Genomic DNA, 13,528 nt, shown 5'->3' with positions numbered 1-13,528 from the left:
GACCAACGGTCCGCACCCACCGGGTCGGTCAGTAGATCCACGCCATGCGTGGATGAGAGCCCTTCAGATTCAGCGTGCCAACCCATCCAGCAGCGGCACGCGCTGCGCGGCGGCGCCGCCTACCTGCAGCTCGGTGTCGCCGGCCTCCAGTGGGAGCACCGCCAACGCCAGGTCACCAGCCACGCTGGCGATCGTGCCCAGCGCTGCGCCATCCTGCTGCACGCCATCGCCGGCCTGCGCCGGTGCCGCGGTATGCAGCAGCTGCACCGCGCGCTTGGCTTTGCCGAGGAAGTGGGTGCGGGCGACGATTTCCTGGCCGGGATAGCAGCCCTTCTTCACGCTGTAACCGTTCAGGCGGTCCAACCCCAGCTGCTGCGGGGTCCACACTTCGCGCTGGCTTTCTTGCAGCCGGGGCAGGCCGTAGCGCAGGTCTGCCTGGCGCCAGGCCAGTGCGAAAGCGGCCTCATCGGCTTCATTGCCGGCGGCGAAGGCATCGGCGCTGCCAATGCGCAGGGTCCGCGGCAAGGCGTCGCTGCCCAGGTCCAGTTCCCAGCCGTCACCTGCGGTCTGCGCAATCGCAGCGCCGCTGGCGGCTTCGGGCGCAGTGAACGCACCGGCCACGGCCAGATCGCTGCGCACCTGCACCTTCACCTTGCGGCGGAACACGAAGCGCTGCAGTTGCGACGCAATCGCATCGGCGTCGCCGTCGGCCAGCACCAGCATCACGTGGTCGTCCGCCAGTCGAAGCAGCTGGAACACCGCCAGAGTGCGGCCCTTGGCGCTCAACCAGGCGCTCCACTGCCAGTGCTGCAGGGGCAGGGCGGTGACATCGCTGCTGAACTGGGCGTGGGCAAAGACAGCCGCATCCGGGCCTTGCAGGCTCAGCAGCTGGTGGCCGGGCAGGCGCGGATATCCGACGAAAGCAGGGGGCAGGTTGTCAGGCACGTGAACGAGGTCTAAAATTTGTGCGTTGCGAGACCGAACATGATAGGCCAAACAACCCCCACTCCCGACGACGAATCTGAAGCCCCGCTGGTCCCCGCGGCACCCGTGCCCGTGGAACAGGAAAAAGCAGAGGAATTCGGCGGCCGCGGCGGACTTGATCCGGTGCGGTATGGCGATTGGGAGAAAAACGGACGCTGCATCGATTTCTGATCAGCATTGAGCCAACGCGGCCGCGTGCCGCCCAGCCGAGACAACGAGCCCAGCGAATGGCGACCAGACAACGCCCACTTTCCCCGCACCTTCAGGTGTATCGCTGGCAGATTCAGATGGCCACCTCGATCCTGCATCGAGCCACTGGCGTCTTTCTGTCTGTTGGTGCCCTCATCATCGCCGCCGGCCTGCTGGCCCTGATGATGGGGCCCGAGTCCTGGAACTGCTTCACCGGCCATGCCGGGGCCTGGTATGGCCGCGTGTTCCTGTTCGCGTGGACATGGTCGTTCGCCTATCACCTGTGCAATGGCATCCGCCATGTGGTGCAGGACTTCGCCATCGGCTTCAGCATCCCCGCCTTCATCCGCAGCAGCTGGCTGTCGGTCATCGGCAGCCTGGTGATCACCCTGCTGGTGTGGGCCTATGTGATGTTCGGAGGTGCCGCGTGAGCAAGTTCCGTACCCCGTTGAAGAGCGTGCGCGGCCTCGGTTCGGCCAAGACCGGCACCGAGCACTTCGTGCACCAGCGCCTGACCGCCGCCGCCCTGGTGGCCCTGGGCATCTGGTTCCTGGTCTTCGTGCTGGGCCTGCTGGGCTCGGACTACGCGACCGCCGCCGCCGCCGTGGCCAAGCCGTGGAACGCCGTGCCGCTGATCGGCCTGCTGATCGCCATGTTCTGGCACGCGCAGCTCGGCATGCAGGTCGTGCTGGAAGATTACATCCACGAATCGCTGCTGGCCCTGGTGCTGCAGACCGCGGTGAAGTTCGTCGCCGTGCTCGGCATGATCGTCAGTGTGTTTGCGGTGGGCCGCATCGCCCTCGGCGTTGCCTGAGCCCAGGCACCTACACAGGAATCCAGATTAGATGTCCGCTTACAAGATCACCGAACACAAGTACGACATGGTCGTGGTGGGCGCCGGCGGCGCCGGCCTGCGCGCCACGTTCGGCCTGGCCGCCAAGGGCCTGCAGACCGTGTGCCTGACCAAGGTCTTCCCGACCCGTTCGCACACCGTTGCCGCCCAGGGCGGTATCTCGGCCGCACTCGCCAACATGGGCGAGGATGACTGGCGTTACCACTTCTTCGACACCATCAAGGGCTCGGACTGGCTGGGCGACCAGGACGCCATCGAGTACATGTGCCGTGAGGCCATTCCGGCCATCATCGAGCTCGAACACTACGGCGTGCCGTTCTCGCGCACTGCCGAAGGCAAGATCTACCAGCGTCCGTTCGGTGGCATGACCACCAAGTACGGCGAAGGCCCGGCGGCGCAGCGTACCTGCGCGGCGGCCGACCGTACCGGCCACGCGATGCTGCACACCCTGTACCAGCAGTCGCTGAAGCACGACGCACGCTTCATGATCGAGTACTTCGCACTCGACCTGATCTTCGATGACGAAGGTGCCTGCCGCGGCGTGCTGGCCCTGGACATGTCCGACGGCACCCTGCACCTGTTCCGCGCCCAGGGCGTGGTGCTGGCCACCGGCGGTTACGGCCGTGCCTACTTCAGCGCCACCTCGGCGCACACCTGCACCGGCGACGGTGGCGGCCTGGCCATGCGTGCCGGCATCGCCATGCAGGACATGGAGTTCGTGCAGTTCCATCCGACCGGCATCTACGGTGCCGGCTGCCTGATCACCGAGGGTGTCCGCGGTGAAGGTGGCATCCTGCGCAACAGCAGCGGCGAGCGCTTCATGGAGCGCTACGCACCGCACTACAAGGATCTGGCCTCGCGCGACGTGGTCAGCCGTTCGATGACCATCGAGATCCGCGAAGGCCGCGGCGTCGGCGAGCACAAGGACCACATCCTGCTCGACCTGACCCACCTTGGCCCGGGCGTGATCGACGAGAAGCTGCCGGGCATTGCCGAGAGCGCCCGCATCTTCGCCGGCGTCGACGTGCACAAGCAGCCGATCCCGGTGATCCCGACCGTGCACTACAACATGGGCGGCATTCCGACCAATTACCACGGCGAAGTGGTGCGCAAGGATGGCGACAACCCCGATGCGGTGATCCCGGGCCTGTACGCGATCGGCGAAGCCGCCTGCGTGTCGGTGCACGGTGCCAACCGCCTCGGCTCGAACTCGCTGCTGGACCTGGTGGTGTTCGGTCGTGCGGTGGCCAACCGTTGCGCCGAGACCATCAAGCCGGGCGCGTCGCACAAGCCGCTGGCGGCCGATGCCTGCGACAAGGCGCTGGGCCTGCTGGACAAGCTGCGCCACGCCAACGGCGATACCCCGACCTCGGTCATCCGCGATCGCATGCAGCGCACCATGCAGGCCGACGCGGCGGTCTTCCGCACCAGCCAGACGCTGAAGGAAGGCTGCGAGAAGATGGACAAGATCTTCGACTCGTTCCAGGACGTGAAGGTCTCCGACCGTTCGCTGGTCTGGAACTCGGACCTGATCGAGACCTACGAGCTGAACAACCTGCTGCTCAACGCGGTGGCGACGATCAACTCGGCCGAACAGCGCAAGGAAAGCCGCGGCGCGCATGCGCACGAGGACTATCCGGACCGCGACGACGTCAACTGGCAGAAGCACACCCTGGTCAGCGTCGACGAGAAGGGCAAGTGCAGCTTCGACTACCGTCCGGTGCACATGTACACGTTGACCGACGACGTGTCCGTGGTGCCGCCGAAGCCGCGCGTGTACTGATCCGACCCCGCCTACCATGCAATCCGCGCCCACGGGCGCGGGCCGCCTGAGCCAACGAGAGCAGCCATGGCCGAGTTTTCACTCCCCAAGAATTCCAAGATCACGAAGGGCAAGCACTTCCCCGTCAAGAACGGCGGCAAGAACGTGCGCACCTTCAAGATCTACCGCTGGAGTCCGGACGACGACAGCAACCCGCGCACCGATACCTATGAAGTCGATCTGGACGCCTGTGGCCCGATGGTCCTGGACGCCCTGATCAAGATCAAGAACGAGATCGACCCGACCCTGACCTTCCGCCGCTCCTGCCGCGAAGGTATCTGTGGTTCGTGCGCGATGAACATCGACGGCACCAACACCCTGGCCTGCACCCGAGCCATCTCGGACTGCGGCAAGAAGGAAGTGCCGATCTACCCGCTGCCGCACATGAACGTGGTCAAGGATCTGGTTCCGGACCTGACCCACTTCTACGCGCAGTACGCCTCGATCAAGCCGTGGATCCGCACCCAGACTCCGGCACCGCCGGATCGTGAGCGCCTGCAGTCGCCGGAAGACCGCAAGAAGCTGGACGGCCTGTACGAGTGCATCCTGTGCGCCTGCTGCTCGACCAGCTGCCCGAGCTACTGGTGGAACGGCGAGCGTTACCTGGGCCCGGCGATCCTGCTGCAGGCCTACCGCTGGATCATCGACTCGCGCGATGAGGACACCGGTGCGCGCCTGGACGATCTGGAAGATCCGTTCAAGCTGTACCGCTGCCACACCATCATGAACTGCGCCCGGACCTGCCCGAAGGGCCTGAACCCGGCGCTGGCGATCGCCGAGATCAAGAAGCTGATGATGGAACGCCGCGCCTGATCAGGCCTGGCTGTACCCGGTAGAGCCACGCCACGCGTGGCTGTGCCACCCCAGTAGAGCCACGCCATGCGTGGCTTTGCTGTATCTGGAGAAACATGATGGAAGAAGACGTTCTGCTGAAGAAGCTGCGCTGGCGTTGCCGCCGCGGCATGCGTGAGCTGGACCAGCTGTTCGGTCGCTACCTGGACCACGAATGGAGCACTGCGCCGACCGAAGAGCGCGAGGTTTTCCTGTTCCTGCTCGACTGCGAGGACGATAAGTTGTGGCGCTGGTTCATGGGCTATGAGGCCTGTCCACATGCGCACGCGATCCCCCTCATGCAGAAGATCCTCGCCCTCAAGCCTTGAGTGGCGCCCCTCGCGGCTGCAGGCTGCCGCCCAGTTGGCGGTGCTGCTGGCTGCGCCCTGGCTGCTGCGCGCATCGGATCTGTCTTCACGGCTGCTGATGCCCGCAGTGGTGCTGGCCTGGGTCATCGGGTTGGCCGAACTGGCCTGGCGCCAGCGCAGGCCACGCGTGCCGGTGCTCCTGCCTCCGCTTCCCGAGCCGATGCAGGTGGCCGGGCAGGATGTCGAGGCACCCCGGCTGGTGGTGCGCGGGCCGTGGCTGTTGTTGATCTGGCGCCGGGACCAGCGCCGCCAACGCCTGCTGTTCTGGCCCGATGTGCTGGATTCCGGGCAGCGACGTGAACTGCGACTGGCCGTGGCCGCACGCGGCGTTTCCCGTCGGCCCCGGTCGATGGCACCATAAGCTGAATTGACCGGCGTGCCTGCATGTTCAAACCCATTCCCGTGGCCATTGGCCTGCGCTACCTGCGCGCCAAGCGCCGCAACGGCTTCATCTCCTTCATCTCGATGGCATCGATCCTGGGCATCGCGCTCGGGGTTACCGTGCTGATCACCACCCTGGCGGTGATGAGCGGTTTCCAGAAGGAAATCCGCAGCCGCCTGCTGCAGATGACCGCGCACACCACCATCAGCCGCGACGGCGAGCCGATGCCGGACTGGATGCGCGTGGTCGACATCGCCGGCAAGGACCCGCGCGTGGCCGGTGCCGCGCCGTACATCGAGATCCAGTCGATGATCAGCGGCCCGCGCGTGCAGGGCGCGATCATCCAGGGCATCGATCCGGCGCTGGAGCCGAAGGTGTCGGTGATCGACAAGAAGGTCACCAAGGGCAGCTATGACAGCCTCAAGCCAGGCAGCTTCAACCTGCTGCTGGGCAAGGAGCTGGCGATCTGGCTGGGCGTAGACGTGGGCGACCAGGTGCTGGTGACCTTCGCCGAGGTGCAGGGCACGCCTGCCGGCGCAGTGCCGCGGATGAAACGCTTCACCGTCAGTGGCATCTTCGAGGCCGGCTACAACGAGGTCGACCGCGGCGTGGGCTTTGCCAACATGCAGGACCTGGAGCGCGTGCTGCGCAGCGACGGTGCCACCGGCGTGCGGCTGAAACTGCACGACATGGACCGCTCGCTGGAAGTGGGCGTGGACCTGGCGCAGAGCCTCGGCGGTGCGTACCGGGTGAGTGACTGGACCCAGCAGAACGCCAACCTCTACCACTCGTTGCGCATGGAAAAGGTGGTGATGGGCATCCTGCTGTCGCTGATCATCGCCATGGGGGCCTTCAACCTGGTGTCCTCGCAGGTGATGCTGGTGACCGACAAGCAGGCCGACATCGCCATCCTGCGCACGCTGGGCCTGACCCCGGGCGGGGTGATGCAGGTATTCATGGTGCAGGGTTCGCTGATCGGCATCTTCGGCACGCTGGCTGGCCTGATCGGCGGTATCACCCTGACCCTCAACCTGGAACGCATCCTCGGTGCCATCGAGAGCGTGTTCAACGTCAAGCTGCTGCCGGAGGACGTCTACTACATCACCGGCCTGCCGACCGACATGCAGACCGGCGACGTGGCGGCGATCACCGTGGTCGCGCTGCTGATGAGCTTCCTGGCCACCCTCTATCCCGCCTGGCGGGCAGCACGCACCCAGCCGGCGGAGGCCCTGCGTTATGAATAAGGTCTTCAACCGCGGCGATGAAGTGATCCGCGCCGAAGCACTGGGCAAGACCTACGCCGAAGGGCGCATGCAGACCCCGGTGTTCGATGGCCTGGACCTGACCGTGACCGCCGGCGAAACGGTGGCGATCATTGGTGCTTCCGGTGCCGGCAAGAGCACGCTGCTGCACCTGCTGGGTGGCCTCGACATTCCGACCGCGGGTGAGGTTTATGTGACCGGCCAGCGGATGTCGGCGCTGTCGGATACCGCGCGTGGCCTGCTGCGCAACCAGGCGCTGGGCTTCGTCTACCAGTTCCACCACCTGCTGCCGGAGTTCACCGCGTTGGAAAACGTGATGATGCCGGTGCTGCTGGCTGGCACCGCAGTGGCCGAAGCGAGCAGCCGCGCCACCACGCTGCTGGAAGCGGTCGGCCTCGGCCATCGCCTGGACCACAAGCCGGGCGAGTTGTCCGGCGGCGAACGCCAACGTGCCGCGGTGGCACGTGCGCTGGTCAATCATCCGGCGTGCGTGCTCGGCGACGAGCCGACCGGCAACCTGGATGACCGTACCGCGGGCACCGTGTTCGAGCTGATGCTGGAGCTCAACCGCGCGCGTCATACCAGCCTGGTGCTGGTCACCCACGACCGCAGCCTGGCGCGGCGCCTGGACCGGGTGCTGGAGCTGCGCGAAGGGCGCCTGCACGCACTGGCCCACGCCGACGTCTGAGCGGCCGGCAACGGCCGCCTCCCGGCGCCTGAACGGGTTTACCTGCCATCGCGCCGGCCGCACATCGGCCGGCGCATGATCGCAGCAGGTTCCCTGAGGAGATCGCCATGAAGACCCCGATCCTGATCGCCGGACTCTGCCTGGCGCTGGCCGCCTGCGCGACCACCGGCCGGCTCAGCAGTACCGAGAAGCTGGATCTGTACCGTGCCCACGCCGGCGCGCCGCAGAACGACATGCAGTTCTTCGGCAGCCTCAATGGCTGGACCGAGCTGGGTGACAGCGCCCTGGCGGTCTGGACCCGGCCGAGCGAGGCTTACCTGCTGGAACTGAGTGGCCCGTGCCCGGACCTGTCCTACGCCACCGCCATCGGGTTGACCAGCAGCATGGGCCGGGTGTCGTCGCGTTTTGACAAGGTGCTCGTGCGCGACCCGACCGGTGGCCCGCGCATGCCGTGCTTCATCAACAGCATCCGCAAGCTGGACGTGAAGGCGTTGCGCACTTCCGAGCAGGAGCTGCGCCAGGCGCAGGTGCAGGAGCGCGAGGCGGAAACCGCCCCGGCCAAATGATCAAAAAAGGGGACGGAGGGGATTAAGTCGTTTGTGCCACAAACGACTTAATCCCCTCCGTCCCCTTTTTGTTGTCAGGCTTCGGGGGTGAAGCCGGCCGGCTTTTCCGCGTCCTTCTCGAACAGGAACTTGACCAGTTCGCCTTCAAGGAACGCACGATGCTCCGGGGTGCGCGGCGACAGGCGGTTCTCGTTGATCAGCATGGTCTGGTGCGCCAGCCACGCAGCCCAGGCCTGCTTGCCGATGCTGTTGAAGATGCGCTGGCCCAGTTCGCCGGGGTAGGGCACGAAGTCCAGGCCCTCGGCATCGCGTTGTTCGTACTGGCAGAAGACGGTTCGGGACATGGCATTCACTCGTGGTTGCGGGGTTTCTTGGAATTTCGTTTCGGCGTCTTGATCGTTGCGCCGTCGAGCAGTTTGCGGATCGGTGCCGGCAGGCCCAGCGCGTGCAGTTCGTCGCTGGCGACCCAGCGCAGCGTGGGTTCTTCCACGCGCAGGCCGTGTACCTGCCGCGACAATACCTGCAGATGCAGCTTGTAGTGGCTGAAGGTGTGCTGCAGCACTGGCAGCTCTTCGGCCTCTTCCAGCGAGCCGTCGACGTGCACGTCGAACCAGTCCTGCAGCACGCTGCCGGCATCGGCCTGCGGCAGCGTCCACAGCTGCGCCCAGATGCCGGTGTCCGGCCGCTTCTGCAGCAGCACACGCTGCTGGGCGTCGCGCAGCAGCAGCGCAACGGCCTCGCGCTCGGGCAGGGTCTTGCTGGGCTTGGGCGTGGGTAGTTCAGCGGTGCGGCCTTCGCGCCGTGCCACGCAGTCATCCTGCAGCGGGCAGATCACGCAGGCCGGTTTGGCGCGGCTGCACACCGTCGCGCCCAGATCCATCTGCGCCTGCGTGTAGTCGGCCATGCGCCCGGCCGGCACCTGAGCCACGTGCGCCTCGGCGATCGCCCACAACTGCTTCTCGATGGCCGGCAGGCCGGGGAAGCCCTCGATGCCGTGGTAACGGCTGAGCACGCGCTTGACGTTGCCGTCGAGGATCGCGAACGGATCGTTCCAGGCCTGGCTGAGGATCGCACCGGCGGTGCTGCGGCCGATGCCGGGCAGGGCATGCAATGCATCGAAATCACGCGGCAGGTCGCCGTCGTGCAGTTCCACGCAGCGCTTCGCAGCGGCATGCAGGTTGCGTGCGCGGGCGTAGTAGCCGAGCCCGGCCCACTGCGCCATCACCGCGTCGTTGCTGGCTGCGGCAAGGTCGGGCAGGGTCGGGAAGTGCTGCAGGAACCGCTGGAAATACGGGATGACCGTACTCACCTGGGTCTGCTGCAGCATGATTTCCGACAGCCAGACCCGGTAGGGACTGCGTGGGTGCTGCCAGGGCAGGTCGTGGCGGCCGTGGTCGTCGAACCAATGCAGCAGGTGGGCGACGAAGCCATCGGTCTGCGTGGTTCCGGCGCTGGCGTGCGGCTGGCGGGGCATCGGTGTTCCAGAGAGGAGCCACCCGTGGGGTGGCTCTACTGGATTGCAGTAGAGCCACGCCATGCGTGGCTGCACGGTGTATCAGGCGCCCAGCGCTTCGGGCAGCAGGGCGTCGACGAAGGCTTCCGGGTCGAACACGCGCAGGTCTTCCGGGCGCTCGCCGATGCCGGCGAAACGGATCGGAATGCCGAACTCGCGGGCCAGCGCGAACACCACGCCGCCCTTGGCGGTGCCGTCCAGCTTGGTCACCACCAGGCCGGTCACGTTCACTGCGGCATTGAACTGGCGCAGCTGCGACAGCGCGTTCTGGCCAGTGGTGCCGTCGATCACCATCAGTACTTCGTGCGGGGCGGTGGGGTCGATCTTGCCGAGCACGCGGCGGATCTTGCCCAGCTCGTTCATCAGGCCGGACTGGGTATGCAGGCGGCCGGCGGTGTCGGCGATCAGCACCGAGGTGCCACGGGCCTTGCCGGCCTGCAGCGCGTCGAATGCCACCGAAGCGGCATCGGCGTTCTGCCCCTGCGCGACCACGGCCACGCCGTTGCGCTCGCCCCAGGCCTGCAGCTGTGCCACGGCGGCGGCGCGGAAGGTGTCACCGGCGGCCAGCATCAGGCTGTGGCCATCGTCCTTGAAGCGCTTGGCCAGCTTGCCGATGGTGGTGGTCTTGCCAACGCCGTTGACGCCGACGGTGAGCACCACGAAGGGCTTGGCGTTGCGGTCGATCACCAGCGGCTTGGCCACCGGCTGCAGGATCGCGATCAGCTCCGCGCGCAGCGCGGCCAGCAGCGCATTGGCGTCGGCGAACTCGCGCGACTTCATGCGCTTGCGCAGGCCCTCGACCAGGTCGGTGGTGGCACCGACACCGACGTCGGCGGTGATCAGTGCGGTTTCCAGCTCGTCCAGCAGGTCGTCGTCAAGCTTGGGGTTGCGCGAGAACAGGCCACCAAAGCTGCGCGCGATGACGCTGTTGCGCAGGCGCTCGCGCCAGCCGGGCTTGCCAGCCGGCGCCGGAACGGCGTCGATCGAGGCGGCGGCAGGCAGGTCGTCGGTGACCGGTGCCGGTGTCGGTGCCGGGGTGGGCTCAGGCAGCGGTACGGGGGCCGGTTCGATGGCCGGAGTCGCGATAGGGGCGACGTCGATCTGAGCCGTCGGCGCAGGAGCTGCCGGAACCGGTGCGGCTGGGGCCGGAATAACCGGGGTGGGCTCGACAGCGACCGGAACGGCGGTTGCTGGGGGCGGCTCGACCGGTACAGGCTCGGCCGGTACTGCTACCGGCGCCGGCTCCTTGTCCTCGACCGGCGCGGCCGACGGGAATGCCGCCGCCAGCTCTTCAGCCGAGTAGTGCTGGGTCTTGGGCGCCTCCGTTGCGGGGGCATCCTGGGGCTTCTTGCGGCGGAAAAAACTGAGCATTGGCAAAAGGCGCTGAAATCAGAGGGATATGCTACCACTCGGGCCTGTCGGGCCGATGTGGACTCAAGGTTGCGGCCCACCGGCCGTTAACCGGTCCGGAGGGCTGCGTCGTGCGGCCCGGAGACCGCCATGGACAACGTGATGGGAATCGCCCTCAGCGGGATGCGTGCGGCCCAGCAGGGCGTGCAGGTGGCCGCGCACAACGTGGCCAACCTGGCGACCCCGGATGCCCAGCACCTGCAGTTGCAGCGCATTACCACCGAACAGGGTGGGGTGCAGGCTTCGGTGGCGTCCATCGGCGCCGATGCCGGCGCGCCGCTGGGTGATCTGCTGGCCGCGAAAGCCGAGGTCGTGGCCTTTGCCGCCAATGCCACGGTGATCCGTCGCCAGGACCAGATGCTGGGCTCACTGCTGGATCGGGACGCCTGAGCAACACCGTTTTGGCAGGTGCCAACCGCCGCCCCTGGTGGGTGCCAACCTTGGTCGGCACGCTTCGACCCAGCCTGGTAGGTGCCAACCTTGGTTGGCACGCTCGACCCGCCCTGGTAGGTGCCAACCTTGGTTGGCACGCTTTTGGGGCGCCAACCAAGGTTGGTCTCTACCAGGGCAGCAGTGCCAACCAAGGTTGGCACCTACCAGAGCATCGCCGGGCCATGCCCGGCGACCACCCTGTCGATCAGGCCGACAGCTCCAGCAGCAGCTTGTTCAGACGGGCCACATAGGCACCCGGATCCTTCAGGCTGTCACCGGCGGCCAGTGCGGCCTGGTCGAACAGCACCCGGCCCAGATCGTCGAAACGCGCGCCATCGGCTTCGGCATCGAGCTTGGCGATCAGCGGGTGGCCCGGGTTGATCTCCAGCACCGGCTTGCTGTCCGGTACCTTCTGGCCGCTGGCTTCCAGGATCTGGCGCATCTGCAGACCCAGGTCCTGTTCGCCGATGGCCAGCACCGCCGGCGAATCGGTCAGGCGGTGCGAGACGCGCACTTCGGCAACGTCGTCGCCCAGCACCGTCTTCAGGCGCTCGACCAGACCCTGTTTGTCCTTGGCCGCTGCTTCCTGTTCCTGCTTGTCCGCTTCGCTTTCCAGCGCACCCAGGTCGAGGTCGCCACGGGCGATGTCGACGAAGCCCTTGCCGTCGAAATCGGTCAGGTAGCCCATCAGCCACTCGTCGATGCGGTCGGTCAGCAGCAGCACTTCCACGCCCTTCTTACGGAACACTTCCAGGTGCGGGCTGTTGCGCACCTGGCTGTAGCTCTCGCCGGTCAGGTAATAGATCTTGTCCTGGCCTTCGGTCATGCGGCCGAGGTAGTCGGCCAGCGACACGCTCTGCGCATCGCCGTCGCCACGGGTGGAAGCGAAGCGTAGCAGGCTGGCCACCTTCTCGCGGTTGTTGTAGTCCTCGGCCGGGCCTTCCTTCAGCACCTGGCCGAATTCCTTCCAGAACGTGGCGTACTGCTCCGGCTTGTCGGCGGCCAGCTTTTCCAGCATGTCCAGCGAGCGCTTGGTCAGCGCGGCCTTCATCGAATCGATGACCGGACCGGACTGCAGGATCTCGCGCGAGACGTTCAGCGACAGGTCGTTGGAATCGACCACGCCCTTGATGAAGCGCAGGTACAGCGGCAGGAACTGCTCGGCCTGGTCCATCACGAACACGCGCTGCACGTACAGCTTCAGGCCCTTGGGTGCATCGCGGTGATACAGGTCGAACGGTGCGCGGCCGGGCACATACAGCAGCGAGGTGTACTCCAGCTTGCCCTCGACCTTGTTGTGGCTCCAGGCCAGCGGGTCGCTATGGTCGTGCGCCACGTGCTTGTAGAACTCGGTGTATTCGGCATCGCTGATTTCGGTGCGGGGGCGGGTCCACAGCGCGCTGGCGCGATTGACGGTTTCCCATTCGACCGCAGCGCCTTCTTCGCCTTCCTTCGGCATCTGGATCGGCAGGCCGATGTGATCCGAATACTTCTTGAGGATGCTGCGCAGGCGCCAGCCATCGGCGAAGTCGTGCTCGCCGTCCTTCAGGTGCAGCACGATGCGGGTGCCGCGCTCGGCCTTGTCGACCGTGGCGACTTCGAAATCGCCTTCGCCGCGCGAGGTCCAGCGCACGCCTTCGCCTGCAGCCAGGCCAGCGCGGCGCGAGGTCACTTCCACTTCGTCGGCGACGATGAAGGCACTGTAGAAGCCGACGCCGAACTGGCCGATCAGCTGCGAATCCTTCTTCTGGTCGCCGGACAGCTGGCGCAGGAAATCGCCGGTGCCGGACTTTGCAATCGTGCCGAGGTGGGCGATGGCTTCGGCGCGGCTCATGCCGATACCGTTGTCTTCGATGGTGATGGTGTGGGCGGTGGGGTCGAAGCTGACGCGCACGCGCAGTTCGCTGTCGCCTTCCAGCAGGGCCGGCTGGGTCAGGGCCTCGAAGCGCAGCTTGTCAGCGGCATCGGCGGCGTTGGAGACCAGCTCGCGGAGGAAGATCTCCTTGTTGGAGTACAGCGAGTGGATCATCAGCTGCAGCAGCTGCTTGACTTCGGTCTGGAAGCCAAGGGTTTCGGTCTGGGTGGTCTCGGTCATCGATAAGGCTCCGTGTGCAATGCCGCGCCAGCGCGTGCGGCCTCGCCAAGGGGTATGGCTGATTGTCCCGAAATCAAGGGGTTGGTCGGGCAGGGTTGCACCCTGCACCCGCCGAGGCCGAAGCAACAGCAAC

At 66.4% G+C, this 13,528-nt stretch carries 16 protein-coding genes; 11 read left to right on the top strand and 5 right to left on the bottom strand.

Annotated features, from left to right (window positions below; translation table 11 throughout):
• Window positions 1-69 precede the first annotated feature (69 nt).
• Complete coding sequence (locus N7573_RS21625; protein ID WP_279913384.1) at window positions 70-945, bottom strand: folate-binding protein; 876 nt, start codon at window positions 943-945, stop codon at window positions 70-72.
• 39 nt (window positions 946-984) lie between these two features.
• Here N7573_RS21625 and N7573_RS21620 point away from each other — a divergent pair, with 39 nt between their 5' ends.
• The 10 genes from N7573_RS21620 to N7573_RS21575 all read left to right on the top strand — a co-directional run bounded on the left by N7573_RS21620 (window position 985) and on the right by N7573_RS21575 (window position 7,945).
• A complete protein-coding gene (locus N7573_RS21620) occupies window positions 985-1,155 on the top strand; it encodes a DUF1674 domain-containing protein (protein ID WP_005409075.1) in 171 nt (56 codons plus the stop codon).
• 56 nt (window positions 1,156-1,211) lie between these two features.
• The gene (gene sdhC, locus N7573_RS21615; protein ID WP_024958620.1) at window positions 1,212-1,604 is read left to right on the top strand and encodes a succinate dehydrogenase, cytochrome b556 subunit; all 393 of its coding nucleotides are present in this window, start codon (window positions 1,212-1,214) and stop codon (window positions 1,602-1,604) included.
• Window positions 1,601-1,987, top strand: a complete 387-nt coding sequence (gene sdhD / locus N7573_RS21610; protein WP_032128865.1) for a succinate dehydrogenase, hydrophobic membrane anchor protein — start codon at window positions 1,601-1,603, stop codon at window positions 1,985-1,987. Before sdhC ends, sdhD begins: the two co-directional genes overlap by 4 nt.
• 31 nt (window positions 1,988-2,018) lie before the next feature.
• Complete coding sequence (gene sdhA, locus N7573_RS21605; RefSeq protein ID WP_049460632.1) at window positions 2,019-3,809, top strand: succinate dehydrogenase flavoprotein subunit; 1,791 nt, start codon at window positions 2,019-2,021, stop codon at window positions 3,807-3,809.
• Between the two features lie 66 nt (window positions 3,810-3,875).
• Window positions 3,876-4,661 carry a succinate dehydrogenase iron-sulfur subunit gene (locus tag N7573_RS21600; protein ID WP_005409079.1) on the top strand — a complete coding sequence of 262 codons (786 nt, stop codon included), beginning with the start codon at window positions 3,876-3,878 and terminating at the stop codon, window positions 4,659-4,661.
• 98 nt (window positions 4,662-4,759) lie between these two features.
• A complete protein-coding gene (locus N7573_RS21595; protein WP_005409080.1) occupies window positions 4,760-5,008 on the top strand; it encodes a succinate dehydrogenase assembly factor 2 in 249 nt (82 codons plus the stop codon).
• Complete coding sequence (locus tag N7573_RS21590; RefSeq protein ID WP_279913383.1) at window positions 4,959-5,408, top strand: hypothetical protein; 450 nt, start codon at window positions 4,959-4,961, stop codon at window positions 5,406-5,408. The genes N7573_RS21595 and N7573_RS21590 overlap by 50 nt, the downstream gene beginning before the upstream one ends.
• 23 nt (window positions 5,409-5,431) lie before the next feature.
• Window positions 5,432-6,673 (top strand): lipoprotein-releasing ABC transporter permease subunit, encoded by a 1,242-nt coding sequence (locus N7573_RS21585; protein WP_279913382.1) that lies wholly within the window; start codon window positions 5,432-5,434, stop codon window positions 6,671-6,673.
• A complete protein-coding gene (lolD, locus tag N7573_RS21580; protein ID WP_014036806.1) occupies window positions 6,666-7,379 on the top strand; it encodes a lipoprotein-releasing ABC transporter ATP-binding protein LolD in 714 nt (237 codons plus the stop codon). The genes N7573_RS21585 and lolD overlap by 8 nt, the downstream gene beginning before the upstream one ends.
• A gap of 107 nt (window positions 7,380-7,486) precedes the next feature.
• Window positions 7,487-7,945 carry a DUF6491 family protein gene (locus N7573_RS21575; protein ID WP_014036807.1) on the top strand — a complete coding sequence of 153 codons (459 nt, stop codon included), beginning with the start codon at window positions 7,487-7,489 and terminating at the stop codon, window positions 7,943-7,945.
• Between the two features lie 74 nt (window positions 7,946-8,019).
• Here the strand turns inward: N7573_RS21575 and N7573_RS21570 are convergent, their stop codons facing one another.
• The 3 genes from N7573_RS21570 to ftsY form a co-directional block, all read right to left on the bottom strand.
• Entirely contained in the window at window positions 8,020-8,289 is a 270-nt protein-coding gene (locus N7573_RS21570; RefSeq protein ID WP_049400957.1) for an oxidative damage protection protein, read from the bottom strand.
• 5 nt (window positions 8,290-8,294) lie between these two features.
• Window positions 8,295-9,419: an A/G-specific adenine glycosylase gene (mutY, locus tag N7573_RS21565; RefSeq protein ID WP_032128870.1), complete on the bottom strand. Its 1,125-nt coding sequence runs from the start codon at window positions 9,417-9,419 to the stop codon at window positions 8,295-8,297.
• Window positions 9,420-9,500: 81 nt separating this feature from the next.
• Window positions 9,501-10,829, bottom strand: coding sequence for a signal recognition particle-docking protein FtsY (gene ftsY / locus N7573_RS21560; protein WP_279913381.1), 1,329 nt, complete (start codon window positions 10,827-10,829; stop codon window positions 9,501-9,503).
• A gap of 129 nt (window positions 10,830-10,958) precedes the next feature.
• Between ftsY and N7573_RS21555 the strand changes: the two genes are divergently transcribed.
• Entirely contained in the window at window positions 10,959-11,258 is a 300-nt protein-coding gene (locus N7573_RS21555) for a hypothetical protein (RefSeq protein WP_032128872.1), read from the top strand.
• A gap of 247 nt (window positions 11,259-11,505) precedes the next feature.
• Here the strand turns inward: N7573_RS21555 and htpG are convergent, their stop codons facing one another.
• A complete protein-coding gene (htpG, locus tag N7573_RS21550) occupies window positions 11,506-13,395 on the bottom strand; it encodes a molecular chaperone HtpG (protein ID WP_279913380.1) in 1,890 nt (629 codons plus the stop codon).
• Window positions 13,396-13,528: the final 133 nt, after the last annotated feature.

The sequence above is a fragment of the Stenotrophomonas sp. GD04054 genome (assembly GCF_029836955.1).
In the GTDB taxonomy this organism is placed as follows: Bacteria; Pseudomonadota; Gammaproteobacteria; order Xanthomonadales; family Xanthomonadaceae; genus Stenotrophomonas; species Stenotrophomonas maltophilia_A.
Note: the sequence above shows the minus strand (reverse complement) of the source record. Positions and strands in the feature narration are given on the sequence as shown.